This is a genomic window from Cellulomonas cellasea, assembly GCF_030372105.1.
GTDB classification, from domain to species: Bacteria; Actinomycetota; Actinomycetes; order Actinomycetales; family Cellulomonadaceae; genus Cellulomonas_A; species Cellulomonas_A cellasea_A.
This window is the reverse complement of record NZ_JAUDBQ010000017.1, coordinates 26,661-45,237: the sequence shown is the minus strand read 5'-3', so window position 1 is coordinate 45,237 and position 18,577 is coordinate 26,661. Positions and strand designations below refer to the sequence as shown.

Annotated in this window: 15 protein-coding genes, 1 tRNA gene and 2 pseudogenes; 8 read left to right on the top strand and 10 right to left on the bottom strand. The window is 72.3% G+C overall.

Translation table 11 applies throughout. From position 1 onward, the window contains the following. Positions 1–5: 5 nt before the first annotated feature. Both QUV83_RS15100 and QUV83_RS15095 read right to left on the bottom strand, forming a co-directional pair. Positions 6–779, bottom strand: a complete 774-nt coding sequence (locus QUV83_RS15100) for an electron transfer flavoprotein subunit beta/FixA family protein (protein WP_289565747.1) — start codon at positions 777–779, stop codon at positions 6–8. A gap of 29 nt (positions 780–808) precedes the next feature. Next, a complete protein-coding gene (locus QUV83_RS15095) occupies positions 809–1,951 on the bottom strand; it encodes an acyl-CoA dehydrogenase family protein (protein ID WP_289565746.1) in 1,143 nt (380 codons plus the stop codon). A 203-nt stretch (positions 1,952–2,154) separates the two neighbouring features. Here QUV83_RS15095 and QUV83_RS15090 point away from each other — a divergent pair, with 203 nt between their 5' ends. From QUV83_RS15090 to QUV83_RS15070, 5 genes are all read left to right on the top strand, one after another. Beyond that, positions 2,155–3,765 (top strand): acyl CoA:acetate/3-ketoacid CoA transferase, encoded by a 1,611-nt coding sequence (locus QUV83_RS15090; RefSeq protein ID WP_289565745.1) that lies wholly within the window; start codon positions 2,155–2,157, stop codon positions 3,763–3,765. Between the two features lie 2 nt (positions 3,766–3,767). After that, a complete protein-coding gene (locus QUV83_RS15085) occupies positions 3,768–5,027 on the top strand; it encodes an L-lactate MFS transporter (RefSeq protein ID WP_289565744.1) in 1,260 nt (419 codons plus the stop codon). 109 nt (positions 5,028–5,136) lie between these two features. Continuing rightward, a complete protein-coding gene (locus QUV83_RS15080; protein ID WP_289565743.1) occupies positions 5,137–6,699 on the top strand; it encodes a class I adenylate-forming enzyme family protein in 1,563 nt (520 codons plus the stop codon). Between the two features lie 147 nt (positions 6,700–6,846). Continuing rightward, a complete protein-coding gene (locus tag QUV83_RS15075) occupies positions 6,847–7,470 on the top strand; it encodes a PAS domain-containing protein (RefSeq protein ID WP_289565742.1) in 624 nt (207 codons plus the stop codon). Further along, positions 7,467–8,387: a methyl-accepting chemotaxis protein gene (locus QUV83_RS15070; RefSeq protein WP_289565741.1), complete on the top strand. Its 921-nt coding sequence runs from the start codon at positions 7,467–7,469 to the stop codon at positions 8,385–8,387. Before QUV83_RS15075 ends, QUV83_RS15070 begins: the two co-directional genes overlap by 4 nt. A gap of 60 nt (positions 8,388–8,447) precedes the next feature. Here the strand turns inward: QUV83_RS15070 and QUV83_RS17680 are convergent. Both QUV83_RS17680 and QUV83_RS15065 read right to left on the bottom strand, forming a co-directional pair. Further along, positions 8,448–8,591 (bottom strand): annotated as a pseudogene (locus QUV83_RS17680) (HepT-like ribonuclease domain-containing protein); the annotation flags it as partial. Positions 8,592–8,636: 45 nt separating this feature from the next. Beyond that, a pseudogene (locus QUV83_RS15065) lies at positions 8,637–9,592 on the bottom strand (helix-turn-helix transcriptional regulator). Positions 9,593–9,706: 114 nt separating this feature from the next. Between QUV83_RS15065 and QUV83_RS15060 the strand changes: the two are divergent. Next, positions 9,707–10,132 (top strand): VOC family protein, encoded by a 426-nt coding sequence (locus QUV83_RS15060; protein WP_289565740.1) that lies wholly within the window; start codon positions 9,707–9,709, stop codon positions 10,130–10,132. A 68-nt stretch (positions 10,133–10,200) separates the two neighbouring features. On the opposite strand, the gene QUV83_RS15055 is transcribed toward QUV83_RS15060, so the two are convergent. Both QUV83_RS15055 and QUV83_RS15050 read right to left on the bottom strand, forming a co-directional pair. Beyond that, positions 10,201–10,274 (bottom strand) — tRNA-Met (locus tag QUV83_RS15055). A gap of 140 nt (positions 10,275–10,414) precedes the next feature. Next, positions 10,415–13,414: a UPF0182 family membrane protein gene (locus QUV83_RS15050; protein ID WP_289565739.1), complete on the bottom strand. Its 3,000-nt coding sequence runs from the start codon at positions 13,412–13,414 to the stop codon at positions 10,415–10,417. Positions 13,415–13,538: 124 nt separating this feature from the next. On the opposite strand from QUV83_RS15050, the gene QUV83_RS15045 reads away from it, so the two are divergent. Continuing rightward, positions 13,539–14,090, top strand: coding sequence for a PPA1309 family protein (locus QUV83_RS15045; protein WP_289565738.1), 552 nt, complete (start codon positions 13,539–13,541; stop codon positions 14,088–14,090). Between the two features lie 35 nt (positions 14,091–14,125). Here the strand turns inward: QUV83_RS15045 and QUV83_RS15040 are convergent, their stop codons facing one another. Genes QUV83_RS15040 through QUV83_RS15030 form a run of 3 tightly spaced genes read right to left on the bottom strand, consistent with a single transcriptional unit; the run spans position 14,126 to position 16,373 of the window. Further along, positions 14,126–15,238, bottom strand: a complete 1,113-nt coding sequence (locus tag QUV83_RS15040) for a YlbL family protein (RefSeq protein WP_289565737.1) — start codon at positions 15,236–15,238, stop codon at positions 14,126–14,128. A 53-nt stretch (positions 15,239–15,291) separates the two neighbouring features. Then, a complete protein-coding gene (locus QUV83_RS15035; protein ID WP_289565736.1) occupies positions 15,292–16,032 on the bottom strand; it encodes a nucleoside-diphosphate sugar epimerase in 741 nt (246 codons plus the stop codon). Further along, on the bottom strand, positions 15,960–16,373 hold the full coding sequence (locus tag QUV83_RS15030) for a hypothetical protein (protein WP_289565735.1): 414 nt from the start codon (positions 16,371–16,373) through the stop codon (positions 15,960–15,962). The genes QUV83_RS15035 and QUV83_RS15030 overlap by 73 nt, the downstream gene beginning before the upstream one ends. Before the next feature lie 71 nt (positions 16,374–16,444). On the opposite strand from QUV83_RS15030, the gene QUV83_RS15025 reads away from it, so the two are divergent. Beyond that, positions 16,445–17,935, top strand: coding sequence for a zinc-dependent metalloprotease (locus QUV83_RS15025; protein WP_289565734.1), 1,491 nt, complete (start codon positions 16,445–16,447; stop codon positions 17,933–17,935). A 36-nt stretch (positions 17,936–17,971) separates the two neighbouring features. Here the strand turns inward: QUV83_RS15025 and QUV83_RS15020 are convergent, their stop codons facing one another. Further along, complete coding sequence (locus QUV83_RS15020) at positions 17,972–18,544, bottom strand: SprT-like domain-containing protein (protein WP_289565796.1); 573 nt, start codon at positions 18,542–18,544, stop codon at positions 17,972–17,974. Between the last annotated feature and the right edge of the window lie 33 nt (positions 18,545–18,577).

Here is an 18,577-nt window from a genome sequence, read left to right as displayed (position 1 = left end):
TCTCTCTACAGAACGCCGGCCAGGCGCAGCGCGCCCACCAGCTCGGTTGCGGCGGTGGCGGCGTCCCCGTCGAACAGGACGGCGCCACGGGTGGGCTCGGCCGGACGCGATGTGCCCAGCGTGCTGAGGGCGACCCCGGCGGGCTCGACGGCGAGGTCGGCCAGGGCCAGCACCTCGACCGGCTTCTTCGCGGCGCCCAGGATGTCCTTCATCCCGGGCACCCGCGGCACGGCGGCGTCGCTGGTGGCGGCGAGCACCGCGGGGCCGGTGAGCAGCAGGGTGGTCATGCCGGTCGGCAGGTCCCGCTCGACGACGAGCCCGCCCTCGGCGGGCGCCACGGACGAGACGGCGCCGAGCGCGAGCCAGCCGAGCCGGCCCGCGAGGGTCATCGACACCTGGCCCTGCGCCACGTCGACCGACGAGTCGCCGGTGAGCACCAGTCCCACGTCGCCGATCGCGGTGACCGCCGCGGCGAGCACTGCCGCGAGACGGGTCCCGTCGGCGCCGGCCAGGGCGTCGTCGGCCACCATCACCAGCCGGTCCAGGCCCCGCGACAGCGCGGCCTTGCGGGCCAGGGGCGTGTCGATCGAGCGGTCGCCGACAGTGAGGCCGACCACCTCCCCGCCCGTGGCGTCGGCGAGCCGGCGGGCCAGCTCGAACGCGACCGGGTCGTACTCGCTGACGGCTGCCTTGGCGCGGGACAGGTCGACGGTTCCGTCGGGGCGGACCTCCGCGTCCTGGGGGTTCGCTGCCCACTTGTAGGCGACGACGATCTTCATCGGGGGTTCTCCTTCTCCGGACGGACGGCTCAGCTGTGGTCCTTGACGATCTGGCGCCCCGCGATGTGGACCATGATCTCGTCGGTCCCCCCGCCGAACCGGTGGCCGCGCAGGTCGCGCCAGAGCCGTGAGACGCGGGTGCCGACGGTCACGCCGACGCCGCCGAAGATCTGCATGGCCTCGTCCGCGACCTCGAAGGCCGCCATCGCGGAGTAGCGCTTGCACAGCGCGCCCTGGCTCTTGAGCGGCAGGTCCTGGTCGACCATCCACGCCGTCTTGTAGACGAAGTTGCGGATGTTCTCGAGCTTGATCGCCATGTCGGTGAGCTTGAGCTGGATGAGCTGGAACGAGCCGATCGGCTTGCCGAACTGGACCCGCTGGGCGGCGTACGTGGCCGCGTCGTCGAAGGCGCACTGGGCCATGCCCAGGCAGTTGGCGGCGATGACCAGGCGCTCGAGCTCGAAGTTGCGCATGAGCTGCTTGAAGCCGTTGCCCTGGACGCCGACCAGGCAGCTCTCGGGGAGCGTGACGTCGTCGAGGAAGATCTCGCAGGAGTCGGAGATGTGCCACACGATCTTGTCGAGCCGGTTGGTGGTGACCCCCGGCGCGTCCATCGGCACCAGGTACATCGAGATGGCCCGGCGCGGGTCGTCGCCGCCGGGGTTCTTCGCCATGAGCAGCAGGTACTTCGACTGGAGCGCGTTCGTGATGAGCGTCTTGGTGCCGTTGAACGTCACCATCCCGTCGTGGTGGACGGCGGTGGTCGCCATGGCCGCGTTGTCGGAGCCGGCCCCGGGCTCGGTGAAGCCGAGGGCGAAGGGCACCTCGCCGGCCGCGAGCAGGCCGAGGATCTCCTGCTTCTGCTCGTCGGAGCCGAACTCGAGGATGTCCATGGCCTGGAGGAGCTCGAGCCCGTAGCCGTTGTTGAGGCCCTGGCGGGCGACGCGCTCGGCCAGCATCACGAGGGTCAGGGCGTCGCTGGGCGTGCCGCCGAACTCCTCGGGGAATCCGAGCGACCCGAAGCCGGCCTCGTTCATGGCCTTGCGGAACGTCGTGGGCGGCTGGTGGGTCAGGTCGAGCTCGGCGATGTACGACTCGGGACAGTCGCGCTCGAGCAGCTCGTCAAGGCTCTCGAGCAGGAGCTGCTGCTCGTCGGTCAGTCCGAAGTCCATGGTCGTACGCCTCTCCATCGGGGCTCGCCACCACCTGCGTGAGGTGTGTGCGACGGCGGCTCTGCTGGCCGCTGCGCACCATCGTGGGGGCTGGGCACCGCCCGGATCTCAGGACGATGGTCCTGATTCCCGACGCATGCCGTCCGCAATCGTTGCGGTTGTTCGGCGGACCAGCCGACAGTTGCGTCGAGGGAGACCAGCAGATGGCCCACGTGATCACCGCGGCCCAGGCCGCAGAACTCGTCAAGGACGGTGACGCGGTCGCCCTGAGCGGATTCGGGCTGTCCTGCGTCAACGAGGAGGCTCTCGCTGCGATCGAGCGGCGGTTCCTCGAGCACGGCGCCCCGCGCGACCTCACGGTCATGCACGCCAGCGCCGTCGGCAACCGCCGCGACAAGGGCATGAGCCACCTCGGGCACGAGGGCCTGATCAAGCGCTGGATCGGCGGCATCGCCATCGCCTCCCCCGCCCTGGCCAAGCTCATCGAGGCCGACGGCTGCGAGGCGTACAACCTGCCGCAGGGCGTCATCACCCAGCTCTACCGCGAGATCGCCGCCAAGCGACCCGGCGTCATCACCAAGGTCGGCCTCGGCACGTTCGTCGACCCACGCGTCGAGGGCGCCCGGATGTCGCCGTCCTCGGTGGACGACATCGTGCAGGTCGTCGAGCTCGCCGGGCAGGAGTGGCTGTTCTACCCCTCATTCCCGCTCAACGTCGCGCTGATCCGCGGCACCGTCGCCGACGAGGACGGCAACCTCACCCTCACCCACGAGGGCCTCAAGATGGAGGTGCTGCCCATCGCGCAGGCCGTCCACAACTGCGGCGGCATTGTCATCGCCCAGGTCGAGTCCATCGCCGCCCGCGGCACGCTGGACCCCAACGACGTCAAGGTCCCCGGCATCCTCGTGGACTACCTGGTGGTCTCCGAGCCCGAGAACCACTTCCAGACGGAGAACACCCACTACAACCCGTCGTTCTCCGGCCAGCTGCGGATCCCGCTCTCCGACGTCGCGCCCATCCCGCTCAGCGAGCGCAAGATCATCGCCCGGCGCTGCGCGATGGAGCTCGCCCTGCACACGGTGCTGAACCTGGGCGTCGGCATCCCCGCCGACGTGGGCACCGTCGTCGCTGAGGAGGGCGTGAGCGACCAGATCATGCTCACCACCGAGGCGGGCGCCATCGGCGGCGTCCCGGCCGGGCTCAAGGACTTCGGGCACGCCTACAACCCGCAAGCCCTGATGGACATGCACGCGCAGTTCGACTTCTACGACGGCGGCGGCCTGGACGTGGCGGTGCTGGGCCTGGCCCAGACCGACGCCGCCGGCAACGTCAACGTGTCGAAGTTCGGCTCACGGGTCGCCGGCTGCGGCGGGTTCATCAACATCTGCCAGTCCGCCAAGACGCTGGTCTTCGCGGGCACCTTCACCGCTGGCGGCCTCGAGGTCGAGGTCGTCGACGGGGCGCTGCGGATCACCAACGAGGGCCGCGCGCGCAAGTTCCTCGACCAGGTCCAGCAGATCACCTTCAGCGGCCCGTTCTCCGCCGCGCGCGGGCAGCGGGTCCTGTACGTCACCGAGCGGGCCGTGTTCGAGCTCAGCCCGGACGCCATGACCCTCATCGAGATCGCGCCCGGGATCGACTTGCAGGCCGACGTCCTGGACCAGATGGACTTCACCCCCGCCATCTCCCCCGACCTGCGGCTCATGCCCGCGGGGATCTTCCGTCAGACCTGGGGCGAGCTCGCCTCGCACCTGAGCACCACCCACACCCCCACCGCGCGGACGACGACGCCCGCGCCTGTCGGAAAGGCCTGACCATGTCCACACCGAGCACGACGATCAACAGGTGGGCGGTGCTGTGGGGGTCCGTCGCGATCCTCATGTGCACGGGCGCGATCTACTCGTTCTCCGTCTTCGCGGGCCCGCTCAGCGGGCTGCGCGGCTGGACGATGCCCGAGGTCATGATGGCGTTCACCATCAACGCGGCCATCGGGCCGATCCCGATGATCCTGGGCGGCTGGATCGTCGACAAGGGCGGCGCGCGGATCTCCATCCTCGTCGGCGGCCTCATGTTCGCCGGCGGCTTCGTGCTCGCCGGGGTCGCGACCAGCACGACCATGCTGTACCTGAGCTACGGCCTGCTGGCCGGCCTCGGGCAGGGCCTGGCGTACTCCGGCTGCCTCAACAACACGATGAAGCTGTTCCCGGACAAGCGGGGCATGGCCGCGGGCCTGATCACAGGTGGCATGGGCGCCGCCTCGGTCATCGCCGCGCCTGTCGCGCAGGCGCTCATCAAGAGCTCGGGCGTCGACCGCGCGTTCCTGACCATGGGCGCCGTCTACGCGGGCGTCGTGGTCGTCGCGTCGCTCTTCCTGCGCGCCGCGCCGGTCGGCTTCACGCCCGCCGGCTGGACCCCGCCCGCGGGCGCGGGCCCGGCGGTCAACCTGCCCTGGACGGGCATGGTCAAGACCCCGCAGTTCTTCCTCATCTTCCTGATGATGGGCGTCGGCGCGTTCTCGGGCCTCATGATCGCCTCGCAGGCCTCCGGCATCGGGCAGAGCGCCATGTTCGGCCTCAGCGCCGGAACCGCGGCGGTGTTCGTCTCGATCTACGCCGCGTGCAACATGCTGGGCCGCATCGTGTGGGGCGCGGTCTCCGACCGGCTTGGCTACACCAACGCGCTGATGATGATCTACGGCACCGTCGCGCTGTCGATGCTCGTGCTGGTGCTCGTCTCGTCGACGGTGGGCTTCGCCATCGGCATCATCGGCCTGGGCCTGTGCTTCGGCGGCGTCATGGGCATCTTCCCGGCGCTGACGATGAAGAACTTCGGTCCCAGGTTCCAGGGCATCAACTACGGCATCGTGTTCACCGCGTACTCGATCGCTGCGTTCTTCGCCCCCCGGATCGCCGCCAGCATGGGCGCCGAGGGCGACTACACCAAGCCGTTCGTCATCGCGATCGGCGCCGCCGTCGTCGGTCTCGTGCTGACGCTCGGCTTCACCCGGCTTCCCGCCAAGCACACGGGCAGCCGCGTCCCCGCGGAGGCGCCGGTCGCCGCGGACTCGAAGGCCTGACCTTCCGCTCGACAGCCGTGGTGCGCGGCAGGCCCCTGCCGCCGCGCACCACGGCCCACCACCCGGGTGGCGCCGCCACCCGCGGCCCCACACGAGGGGTGAGGCATTGATGGGACCGGACCTGAGCCCGGCCAGCGCCTTCTGGCACCTGGTGCGCCGCGATCCGCAGGCCACCTCGATCGTCGACGAGCGCACCGCGCACACGTCTGCCGAGGTGCAGCGCGCCGCGTCGGACCTCGCCGTCCGGCTCCTCGCCGACGGCGTCCGCCCCGGCGACCGGGTGGCCTTCGCCGGCCGCAACAGCGCGGCGTTCCTGGTCACCCTGCTCGGCGCCGCGTGCGTGGGCGCGGTCTTCGTTCCCGTGAGCTTCCGGCTCGCGCCCGCCGAGGTGCGCACGCTGCTGGGCCACTGCGACCCGCACACCGTCGTGGTCGACAGCGAGCTCGCGGCCGCCTACGCCCGCCTCGTGGCCGACCATGCCCATCGGAACTGGCTCGACGCGCGCATCGCCATGCCGCTGGCCGACCCGACCGGTGCCGAGCGGTCCGGGGACCTGGAGCCCGTCCGGCTCTCCGCCGACGACCTCGCCGTCATCATGTACACCTCCGGCACCTCCGGAACCCCCAAGGGCGTCATGCTGACCCACGGCAACCTGTGGTGGAGCGCCCGCAACATCGACCAGGTGCTCGACACGCGCGACGACGACGTCGCCCTGGCCGTCGCGCCGATGTCCCACATCGGCGGCCTGAACGCCTTCACCCTCCGCACGCTGCTCCGCGGCGGCACCGTGCTGTCACGGCGGGCGTTCGACGCCGCGCGCACCCTCACCGACCTGTCCGCCGGCGTGACCTGCCTGTTCGGCGTCCCCGCCATGTTCGCGGCCATCGCACGCTGCCCGGGGTTCGCCACCGCTGACCTGTCGGGCGTGCGGGCCGCGACCATCGCCGGATCAGCCGCTCCCCCATCGCTGCTGCGGGCCTATGTCGAGCGGGGCCTGCACCTGCAGCAGTCCTGGGGCATGACCGAGACCGCGCCGAGCGCCACCTACCTGCCGCGCCGCTGGACCGTGGAGAAGGCCGGCTCCTGCGGCCTGCCGCTCCCGTGGACCGACATCCGGCTGGACGACCCCGCGACAGGCGCCAGCGTGACAATTCCCGGCGCACCCGGCGAGATCGTCGTCCGTGGCCCCCATGTGACCCCGGGCTACTGGCGCGCCCCGGAACTGACGCGCGCCGCCACCACCCCCGACGGCTGGCTGCGCACCGGCGACCTCGCCGTCCGGGACGAGGACGGCTGCCTCACGGTGGTCGGACGGTTGACGCAGATGATCAACACCGGCGGGGAGAAGGTCTTCCCCTGCGAGGTCGAGCGCGCGCTGTCCGAGCTGCTGGGCCCCGACGTGCACGATCTCGCGGTGCTCGGCCTGCCGGACCCGGAGTGGGGCGAGACGGTCGTCGCGGTGCTCGAGACCACCGGCGCATGCCCCCCGCTCGATCAGGTGCGCGAGCTCGCCGCCCGCGCCATCGCGCGGTTCAAGCTGCCGACCCGTGTCGTGGCCGTCGCCGAGCTGCCCCGCAACGCGACCGGGAAGATCGACCGGGCGGCCCTGCGCGCGCTTGTCGAGTCCACGCCAGAATGCCCGCGCGTGGAGCGCGGCGCCGCTGCGCGGTGACGCCCGGCCGACCGTCCGCGGCCACCGCCCACCGACAATGCGCGGATCGCGGTGGAAACACTGGACGCGTGCACGGGATGGGACTGCGCCTCGATAGGATTTGTCGAGACAAAGCCACATCGGGCACTTTTCCTCGTAGGGACATCCATGCTGGTCACACCCCCCATCGCCCGAGCCGCGACATCGCCGCGCGGAACCTCGCGCGTGGTCCCCACCGGCGTGGAACGCCCCTACGGGCGCGAGGAGATCATCGTCTCCAAGACCGACACCAAAGGGGTGATCCGGTACGCCAACGACATATTCCTGCGGGTGGCCGGATATGACGAGTCCGAGATCATCGGAATGCCCCACAACGTGATTCGGCATCCCGGGATGCCGCGCGCCGTCTTCCAGGTCATGTGGAACACCATCAGCGCCGGCGAGGAGCTGTTCGCCTATGTCGTCAACCTCGCCGCCGACGGCGGGCACTACTGGGTGCTCGCACACGTCACCCCGACGTTCGACACGACGGGCGCCATCGTCGGCTACCACTCGAACCGCCGCTGGGTCGAGCCGGAGATCCGCGACGAGGTCGCCGCCGTGTACGCGCGGGTCCTGCACACCGAAGCCGCGCAGCGGAGGACGTCGGACGCGATCGCCGCCGGGGTGGCGGCGCTCACCGACGAGCTGGCCTCGGCGGGCCACACCCTCGACACGTGGGTGTGGGCACTGGCTGGCAGGGACATGGCCGGGAACCAGACGGCCGGGCGCCAGATGGCCGGCGCTCGGTGAGGCGCCGCCCGCGCCCCGAGCCGACCGTCGAGACCGCAACCGAGCAGGTGCCCGCGGGCACCCTCGAGTCGCTCACCACCATCGCCGCCTTCCTCGACGGCGTCGCCGAGGGCAACTTGGAGGACCGCCTGCCCGCCCTGGCTGGCGCCCCGCAGGCCGTGGCCCTGCGCACGTCGATCAACCGCACCGTCGATGTCATGGACGCCTACGTGCGGGAGGCGACCGGCGTGCTGGCCGCGGCCGAGCAGCAGCGCTTCCACCGCCGGTTCCTGGTGCGGGGCATGCCGGGGCGGCTGCGCGGAGACGCCGGGCGGATCGACGCCGCGCGCGAGGCCCTGGCAGCCTCAGCCGCGCGCGTCGCCCAGGAGCAGTCGGCCCGCGAGTCGCTCGGCGACCGGATCACCGAGGTGGCCACGAGCGTCGCCAGCGAGTCGGGCGGCCTCGCCGACGCCGCCGGCGCGCTCACCGCGGCATCGCGCGAGACTGCGACGGCCGCGCAGAACTCGATGGAGATCGTCGCCTCACTCGAACGCTCGTCGGTCGAGATCCAGCACGCGGTCGAGGTCATCACGCGGATCGCGTCGCAGACTCGGCTGCTCGCGCTCAACGCGACGATCGAGGCCGCGCGCGCCGGGGCCGCCGGCAAGGGCTTCGCCGTCGTGGCGAACGAGGTCAAGAACCTCGCGGACGAGTCGGCGGCAAGCTCGGAGCTGATCAGCGTGCAGGTCGAGGCCGTGCAGGCCGCGGCGGCGCAGTCGGTGGCCGCGCTCGAGCAGATCAGGGCGCGCACCGCCGAGATGGACGAGCAGGTCGCCCGGATCTACGCGGCGGCCGGCGGGAACGGGCGGCATGACGGCGGGCTGGCCGCGCTCGCCGGCGAGCTCCGCCAGGAGATCCAGGCGTTCGTCCGCGCCTGAGCCGCGCGGAAGTCGCCCACCGGGTGTTCTGACTCCCGCTCGAAGCCATCGACTGCCACGTCAGGGCTCCGCGAGAATCGCCTCACACCGTGCCCGCAACCGCGCGACGGGGTGGCCCATGGTCGCGCGCACGATCTGTGGGTCGAGCTTGTCGTAGTGATGGCCGATCAAGTCACGCATTCGCGCGACATCAGACCAGGGGACGTCACGATGACGCCCAGGGGCCTCGGCTGCGGGGCCGGAGGTCGCCTACCGGGTGTTCTGACGGCGTCCGCCCGACGGGGCGGGGCGTGCTCGGGCGTAGCGGTCGGCGAGCACCGTGAACGCGTCGGCGAGCTCAGCCGGCGCGACGTCCTCGATGTCGGCGTCGAACCTGCCGAGGGAGGCGGCGAGCGCCACCCACGACCACGACCCGGCCGTGAGCCGGCAGCGGCCGTGGCCCAGGTCGGTCACGACGCCGTCTCCGATGAACGGCGCCACGTCGCCGACGGGCAGGGCCAGTGTCGCCTCGCCGACGCACGGCCACGTGTTCGCCTGGTCGGAGCCCTTGAACCTGGCGGCCACGTACTCGGCGACGTCGCCGCCCGGCACTTCCCGCCGTCGAGGCGGAAGATCCGCCACTCGTCCTTGCCCAGGTCCCAGGCCACGAGGTGCCACCGCCCCGACGAGGTCACCACGTGGTGCGGCTCGACCCGCCGCCCGGGATGGTCGTCAGCGTCAGACGCGTAGTCGAAGGCGAGGACCTCCTGCTGGCGGATGGCGGTGCTGACGGCCACCAGCACGTCCGGGGAGACCGTCGGGGTCGGCGCCGCCCCGGTGGCGGGCACCGCTGTGACGTCGAGGGAGTCGATGCGCCGCCGCAGCCTGGCCGGCATCACCTGCCGCACGGTGGCCAGCGCCCGGGCGGCCGCCTCGTCGACGCCGATCCCACTGACCGAGGTCGCCTGGAGCGCCACCGCCAGGGCGACGGCCTGCTCGTCGTCGAACAGCATCGGGGGCAGCTCCGAGCCCGCGTCGAGCCGGTACCCGCCGTCGGGCCCCTTGACGGCGGTGACCCGGTAGCCCAGCTCGCGCAGGTGCTCGACGTCCCGGCGCACGGTGCGCGGGCTGATCTCCAGGCGCTCTGCCAGCACCTGGCCGGGCCAGTCGCGCCGGGTCTGCAGCAGCGACAGCAGTCGCAGCAGCCGGGAGGTGGGCGTCGTCATGGTCGCCAAAGTAGTCGAAGTAGAGGCCACGATCTGGCCGCTACTCCTGGAAGTCTCGGTGGCATGCCCCGAGAGCCTCGGAGGCCATCAGCCCATCCACCGAAGGAGCCACCCATGTCCGTCAACGTCACGCCGCACCTGAACTTCCGCGGCCAGGCCCGTGCCGCGCTGGAGTTCTACCAGTCCGTCTTCGGCGGCGACCTGGCCGCCGTCACCTACGCCGACACGGGGGCCGTCACCGCAGCCGAGGAGGCCGACCAGGTCATGTGGGGCCAGGTCGCCTCCGACGCCGGCGTCCGCGTCATGGCCTACGACGTGCCCTCCCACACCGCCTGGGAGCCCGGCACCATCCCGTTCTTCGTCTCCGTCCGGGGCGCCGACGCCGAGGAGGTCACCGGCTACTGGAAGAAGCTCGCCGAGGGCTCGACCATCGCCGTGCCGCTCGCCCCGGCCGCGTGGGCGCCGCTGTACGGGATGCTCACCGACCGCTTCGGGGTCACGTGGGTCCTCGACGTCGAGGCCCAGTGGGACGCGAGCTGACCAAGGCCAACGGCAGAGGCCCTCTCGATCTGATGATCGAGAGGGCCTCTGTACTGCCACTTCACAAGTAGCGGGGGCAGGATTTGAACCTGCGACCTCTGGGTTATGAGCCCAGCGAGCTACCGAGCTGCTCCACCCCGCGTCGGTGTCTTCACAGTACGGCACAGGTGGGACGACAGCCAAATCGGGCTCTGCGCCCCTGCCTCGGACGCACCGCACCCGGACGCACCGCGGGGCGGTGGCTCATATGTCCACCGCCCCGCGCCGCCCATCGTTCGGGCCTTAGCCCTGGTCGAGCTGCTGCTCTGCGGCGATGGCCGCCGAGAGCGCGGTGTCGAGCCGCTTCTGCGCCTCACCGTATGCCGCGAAGTCGCCTGCGGCCAGAGCCGCCTGACCGTCCTTCATGGCCTGGCTCGCGTCGGCGAGCGCCTTGTCGAGCGCCGCCCGCGCATCCCCGGTCGGAGCGTCCGTCGGCTCGGGCGCCGGGGTGTCCGTCGGCGCCGGGGCCGGAGCCTCGGTGGCGCCGTCGTCGGGCACGGGCTGCTCGACGCCGGCCTCGGGGTCGGTGCCCACGTCGCCGGCGTTGGTGCCGGAGTCGCCGCCGAACACCTGGTCCAGCGCCTCGTCGAGCGTCGGGGCGAACCCGATCTGGTCGCCGAAGGCCACGAGCACCCGCTGCAGCAGCGGGAACTGCGTGCCGCTGGAGGACTGCACGTACACGGGCTGCACGTACAGCAGGCCGCCACCGACGGGCAGGGTCAGCAGGTTGCCGCGCACCACTGCGGAGTTCGCCTGCTGCAGCAGGTTGAGCTCGCGGGAGACGGTCGGGTCGGAGTTGAAGTTGTTGTTCACCTGACCGGGGCCCGGGACCGTCGAGTCACGCGGCAGCTCAAGGAGCCGCAGCTTGCCGTAGCCCTCCGCGACCTTCCCGGCCTCGGATCCCGCCTCCGCGTCGACCGCCAAGAAGCCGGTGAGCACGTTGCGCTGGTTGGTGCCGGCCGGGATGAACGTGGACATCAGCGAGAACGTCGCCTCGTCCTGGTCCGGCATCTTCAGCGTCAGGTAGTACGGCGGCTGGGCGACCTGCTGGTCGCCCAGCGTCGGGTCGTTCGGGTTGGCCCAGAAGTCGCCACCGGAGAAGAACTGCGTGGCGTCCTGCACGTGGTACCGGGTGAGCAGGTTCCGCTGCACCTTGAACAGGTCCTCGGGGTACCGGATGTGACTCATCAGCTGGCTGCTGATGTCCTCGACGGAGGACAGCGACGTCGGGAACACCTTGTTCCAGGCCTGCAGCACCGGGTCCTCGGTGTCCCACGCGTACAGCTTCACCGAGCCGTCGTAGGCGTCGACGGTGGCCTTCACCGAGTTGCGGATGTAGTTGACCTTGGCCGGCTCGAGCGCCTCGATGGACGCGGAGCGCGCGGTCAGCGAGTCCGTGGTCGCGTCCTCGAGGGAGCGCGACGCGGCATACGGATACTGGTCGGAGGTCGTGTAGCCGTCCACGATCCACACCACGCGCCCGTCGACCACGGCGGGGTACACCCGGCCGTCGATCGTCAGGTACGGGGCGACCTTCTCCACACGGGTGCGCGGGTCACGGTCGTAGAGGATCTGCGACTCGTCGGTCACTCGGTCGGAGAAGACGATCTGCTCGGAACCGAACTTGATCGCGTACAGGAGCTGGTTGAGCGGGGTGCCGATGCTCGGGCCGGCGTCGACCTCATCCGTCGGGAAGCTGGTGTTCACCTGGCCGCCGGGCGCCGAGTCGTCCGGGTAGTCGAGCTCCCACTCCTGGTTGTCGGGCGAGCCGACGATGGAGTAGTCGGGCGACTTCGGGCTGAAGTAGATCCGCTCCTCGTACTCCCCCATCTCGCCGGAGGACGGGATGCCGCCCTCCCAGAACGCGGGGGCGCCACGGGCGCCGGTCGTGTTGCCGTAGGCGGCCACCACGCCGAAGCCGTGCGTGTACACGGTGTGGTCGTTGATCCAGTTGCGCTGCGCGTCGTTGATGCCGCTGAGCTCGAGCTCGCGGACGGCGATCACGGTGTCGCGGCTCTCGTCGTTGATCGTGTAGCGGTCCACGGACAGCGTGTCCGCGAAGGAGTAGTAGCCCTTGTTCTGCTGGAGCTGCTTGAACGACGGGCTGACGATCTGCGGGTCCAGGAGTCGGATGGACGCCGTCGTGTCCGCGTCGGAGCGCAGCGCGCCCTTCTCGGCGGTGACCTCGGCGTCGTACTCCGCGACCTCCACGCCGTCGAGCGCGAAGGCGTCGAGCGTCGCGTCGATGTTGCGCTGGATGAACTCCGCCTCGGCGTCCTGCTGGTTCGGGGTCACCTGGAAGCGCTGGACGATGGCCGGGTAGACGCCGCCCACGGCGATCGCGGACACGACCATCAGCCCGACGCCGATCGCCGGCAGGCGCCACGTGCCGCGCACCGCCGTCACGATGAACAGGATCGCCACGAACACGGCGACGCCCGCGAGGATGCCCTTAGCGGGGATGACGGCGTTGACGTCCGTGAACGACGCGCCCTCGAACTTGTCGCCCTCACGGGTCAGCACGGAGTACCGGTCGAGCCAGTAGTTCGCGGCGATGAGCAGCATGAGCGCCGCGCCGGTCACCGAGACCTGGATGCGCGCCGCGCGCGTGGTGCGGGCGCCGTGCCCCGCCCCGCCGATGCGCAGGCCGCCGTAGAGGTACTGCGTGGCGACGCCCGCGATGCCGGACAGGATGACCACGGCCATCAGGAACGACACGATGAACCGCAGGCCCGGCAGCGTGAACAGGTAGAACGACAGGTCCATCCCGTACTGCGGGTCCGACTTGCCGACGTGGACGCTGTTCATCCAGAGCTGGATGGTGGCCCACTGCTGCGAGGCGGCGCCGCCCGCGAACAGCCCGAGCACGGCGGGCGCGGCGATCATCACGACGCGGCGCAGCGGCTCGATGGCCTCGCGGTACTGGTCGAGGTTCGCCTGCTCCTGCGTGGACGGCGCGTACACCGGGCGCGAGCGGTAGGCGAACCGCAGGCTCGCGAAGACCGCTCCGCCCATCACCAGGAAGCCGAGCAGGAACAGCACCAGGCGCGAGCCCCACTCGGTGCGGATGACCTCGACGTACCCGAGCTGCTGGAACCAGAGGAACTCGGTCCAGACGTTGGCGGCGATCAGCAGGAGGACCACCAGAACAGCCAGCACGATGATCGTGGGCACCAGCGGCCCACGGCGTTCCCGTGGTGGTTGAGGTCGGCCCGGACGGGTGGGCGGATGAGCGAAAGTCACTGGATCAGGGTCCTCGTCGTCAGCTGAGTCGGGTGTGCACGTTGCTCCGTGAACGACCCAGGCGGCCCACAGGTTCCCATGGGCCCGCTCCTAGGCTCCCACGCGAAGATGGGACGATGGCGGTATGACTGACGCCTCTCCCGTCGCTGCCCAGCTCGCGCTCGCCGACGCCGTCCGCGAGATCGAGCGCCACGTCGCCACCGGTGGGTGGGACGGGCCCGCCCGCGTCTTCGCGCTCGTTCGCACGGCCCGGGCCCTGGAGGCGGAGCCGGGCCTCGCGGAGCAGCTCCCCGCCGAGGTCGTGGCCCGTGCGGCCGACGAGCCGCAGCACCTGACGTCGGTGGAGCAGGAGGGCCTGCCCGCCGCCGAGGACCTCGAGGAGCTGCTCGGCGGGATCACCTGGCCGCCGACGGTGGACGGCGCCGCGGTGACCGTCGAGCGCGTCGTGCTGCCCCCGGCGGCCGAGGAGGGCATGCCCGCAGACCCCGACGAGGCGCTCGCCTACCTGATGGGCCACCCGGACCGCCAGGACGTGCGCATCGCCGTGGGCGTGCTGCGCGACGGCCCGTCCTGGTGCGCGGTGCGCACCCGCGCGAACGACTCCGATGACGCGGTCGGCGAGGGCTCCGACGTGGTGCCCGGCCTGGTGGAGGCGCTGCGCTCCACGCTGGAGTGAGCTAGCCGCCCGCGCGCGTGGGCCGCGGCCTCAGCTCAGGAGCCGCACGTCGGCAGGTCGTCGCCCTGCCCGGCGCCGATGGCGACGACCGCCTCGCGCGCCTCGTGCAGGGTCTCGACCTTGACCACCCGCAGGCCGTCCGGCACATGCCCGACCACCTCGTCGCAGTTCGCGGCGGGCGCCAGGAACCACTCCGCGCCGTCGCGGCGGGCGCCCGCGAGCTTCTGCTGGATCCCGCCGATGGCGCCGACCCGGCCCACCGCGTCCATGGTGCCGGTGCCCGCGATCACGGCGCCGTTCGCCTCGTCCTCGGGCGTGAGCTTGTCGATGATCCCCAGCGCGAACATCATGCCGGCGCTCGATCCGCCGATGTCGTCGATCTTGATGGACACGTCCACCGGCAGGTCGAACTGCGGGTCGATGTACACCCCGAGCTGGCTGCCGCCGCCCTCGCGCTCCGAGGTGACGACGTCGAGGTCGAGCGGCTGGCCGTCGCGCAGCACGCCGAGCCGCACCGTGGAGCCCGGCTCCGTCTCGAAGAGCCGGTCCACGAGCTGCGAGTACGTGGTCAGCGGCTCGCCGTCCATCGAGACCAGCACGTCGCCCTCCTGCACGATCCCCGCGGCGCCGCTGTCCTCCGTGGCGCCGGCGATCGTCATGGTGGCGGGCACCTCGTAGCCGAGCTCCTCGAGGGCGGAGACCGTGGCGTTCTCCTGGGAGGAGACCATCGCGGCCTCGTTGCTCTGGTCGAACTCGTCCTGGGTGATGTCGGGCGGGAACACCAGCTCGGCGGGGCGCACCGCCGTCGCGCCCTGGAACCACCCCGTGATGACGCTCAACAGGTTGGACGGGTAGTCCGGCCGGCCCGTGGTGGACACGGTCGTCAGCAGCAGCTCGCCGGTCGCGTCGTAGGTCTGCGCGCCCGTGATGGTGATGAGCGGCTCGCCCGCGTGCTCGCCCAGCGTGTCGCGGGTGGGCCCGGGCGAGCTCACGGCGTAGGGCGCGGGCAGCAGGGCCAGCACCGCCAGCAGGACAGCGGAGGCCAGCATCGCCACCGACAAGGTGAGCGATCGGTTGCTGGGCGCGGCCGGAGCGTTGATCGCCGGGTCGGTCAGGCCGTCCGATGCGGGAGTGGGCTCGTCGTGCACCGGCACATCATCCCCCACGCTCCCGAGAGCCGGGGTGCTGGCCGCGATCTGGCTCAGGGGCGGCGGCGCGCACGGGCCCTGCGCCAGACCGCCGCAGTGCCGATCATGGCGACGGCTGCCCCCGCCGCGCCGACGGCCGCCGCGTCCCGGGCGCCGAGCCTGCGGCCCGCGAGCGCGGTGCGGCCCTGCACCCCCTCGAGCAGCACGTCGAGGCACTGCGTCGCCGACCAGCGGGGCTCCCACCCGGCGGCGAGCAGGCCGGCGCCGGTGACGGTCCACGGGTAGACGGTGTAGGCGAGCTCGGAGGCGGGCGCCGGCAGCGCGCCCACCCGGTGCAGCCGCTCGGCGGCGCCGAAGGCTGTGACCGCGGCCAGCTCGATGCGGCGCATCCCGGCGGCGGCCTCGACCTCACGCGCGGTGAGCACGTCGGGGTGTCCGACGGTGAACTGCCCGCGCAGTCGCTGATCGAGCACCAGCGCCACCGCCGATCCCACGTCGTCCACATGCGTGAACTGCCACTCGCGCTCGACGCCGCGCACCGTCAGCAGCCGGGGCGCCTCGAAGTGGCGGGTGAGCATGGTGTCGACCGCGGGCCCGACGACCGCCGCCGGGCGCAGCACCGTCACCAGCGGCCCGCTGCGGCGCCGCGCAGCCCGGCCCAGCAGCGCCTCGACGGCCAGCAGATCGCCCACCACGCCGTCACCGGCCTCGGCCGCGCTGATCAGCGGCGCGTCATCCGCCAGGGGCGCCTGCCGCGGGGCGGCGCCGTGGACCATCGCGGAGGTGATCGCCACGACGTGCGGGACGCGGGCGGCACGGGCGCCGGCCAGCACCCGCTCGACATCGGCACGGCGGCGGCGCGACGCCGTGCCGGCGGCTGGGCCAGCACCGCGCCGAAATCGCCCGTGTGCGCGACCAGGACGACCGCGTCCGCGCCCTCGAACGCGTCGCCGGGATCCCTCTCGGGGGCGGCGTCGAGCATCCGGACCACACCGCCCGAGCGCGCCGAGAGCCGCTCCGAGAGCACCGCTGCGACACCGACGGCCACCGGTCCCTGGCCCACGACGACGACGTCGCGCGGCCCCTGCCGATCCTCGCCGGCGAGGCTGCGCCCTGAGCGAACCTGTGCCTGCACCGTCCCTCGATCCCTGCGGGGTGTGGTTACCGTTGACGGACACCTCGGCCTATCGTCCCAGGAGCACGCCGATGAGCAGCGAACGCCCCGCCGGTCCCTTCCCCGAAGGCGAGGGCGCGCCCGAGTGGGAACAGCTCCTGCGCCAGATGTTCGGGTCCGACTCCGAGGAGGCCCTGCGCCAACTCCGCGCCCAGGGCATGGACCCGGCCGCGCTGGCCGCCGCCTCCGGGCTGCCGAACGACCCACAGCTCCTCGGCCAGGTCCTCGCCCAGGTGCAGCGCCTGCTCGCCGCGTCCGGCGACGGCCCGGTGAACTGGGACCTCGCGCATGACGTCGCCCGCCAGGCGGCCGTCGCGGAGGGCGACCCGTCGCTGACCACGCAGCAGACCCGGCAGGCCACGGAGGCCCTGTCCGTCGCCGAGCTGTGGCTCGACGCGGCCACCGAGCTGCCGCCCTCCGGCGGCCCGGCCCGCGCCCTGAGCCGCTCCGAGTGGGTCGAGCTGACCCTGCCGGCGTGGCGCAACCTCACCGAGCCCATCGCGTCCTCGCTGACCGAGGCCCTCGTCGGCGCGCTGGCGGACTCGCTGCCCGAGGACCCTGAGCCGGGCATGCCCCGCGCCCTCGGCCCGCTCGGCGACGCCGCCGGACCGCGCCAGATCATCCACCAGCTCGGCTCGGCGGTGTTCGGCATGCAGGTCGGCCAGGCCTCCGGCACGCTCTCCCGCGAGGTCTTCGGGCTGACCGACATCGGCGTGCCGCTGGTGCGCGAGCCCTCCACAGCGCTCGTCCCCAGCAACGTGGACGCCTTCGCGGAGGGGCTCGACGCCCCCGTGGAGGAGGTGCGGCTGTTCCTCGCGCTGCGCGAGGCCGCCCACGCCCGGCTGTTCACGCACGTCTCCTGGCTGCGCGGCCACCTGCTCAGCGCCGTCGAGGCCTACGCGCGCGGCATCAGCATCGACGTGGAGAGCCTCGACGAGGCCGTCCGCTCGATCGACCCCACCGACCCCGCCGCGCTGCAGGCCGCGATCTCACGCGGCGTGTTCGCCCCGCAGACCACCCCCGAGCAGCAGGCCGCCCTGGCCCGCCTCGAGACGGCGCTCGCGCTCGTCGAGGGCTGGGTCGACGAGGTGACGTCCGTCGCCGCCCTGCCGCACCTGCCCCACGCGATGGCGCTGCGCGAGATGATCCGCCGCCGCCGCGCCGCGGGCGGCCCCGCCGAGCAGACCTTCGCGACGCTGGTCGGCCTCGAGCTGCGCCCCCGTCGCTCGCGGGACGCGGCAGCGCTGTGGGCCGCGATCTCCGCCGACGGCGGCCCCGAGGCACGTGACGCGGTCTGGGAGCACCCGGACCTGATGCCGACCACCGACGACCTCGACGACCCGCAGGGGTACACCCGGCGCCGGGCCGAGCGCACCGACGAGCACGCCGACGTGGACCGCGCGCTCGCGGAGATCTTCGGGGAGGCCGCCGCCCAGTCGGAGGCCGCCTCCGACGCGGAGCCCGACGCAGACGACACCCAGGACCCGGACGCGCGGGACGACCGGGGACCGCAGGGCGCCTGAGCGGCGCGTCAGCCCTGGCGCGTCAGTTCTGGCGCGTCAGTTCTGCTCGTGCGGCCCGACGTCGGCGGGCGCCTCGTCGTCCACGACCGGCACCGCCGTGGGCCGCCCCTCGCGGAGGTCCTCGGCGTGCTCCTCGCCGAACGAGTACCCCTCCAGGAACCCACGCGCCCGAGCCGTCCGCGGGTAGGCGTCGAGCTCGGCCCAGAACTCCGGCCCGTGACCGGCATGCAGCAGATGCGCCAGCTCGTGCAGCAGCACGTAGTCGAGCACCCAGCTCGGCATGCCGCGCAGCCGGTCGGAGATCCGGATCGACCTGTCGGACGGCGTGCACGAGCCCCATCGGCGGCCCTGGTTCGAGGACCACACGACGCTGGCCGGCTCCGCGAGCCCGGACAGGTAGCGGGTGGACAGCTCGACGGCGCGCTGCATCAGCTCCTCGTCCGACGGCCGGCGGCGGCGCTCCTGGTTCGCCAACCGGGCGAGCATCCGCCCGACCCACTCCCGCTCCTGCGCGCGCGTGAACCGCGCCGGGATCGCCACGATGGTGCGGTCGCCCTCCCGGTACGCGGTGACCGTCCGCAGCCGCTTGCGCGAGCGCCGCACCTCCACCGGGCCGTGGGCGTCGAAGAGCGCGGCCGCTGC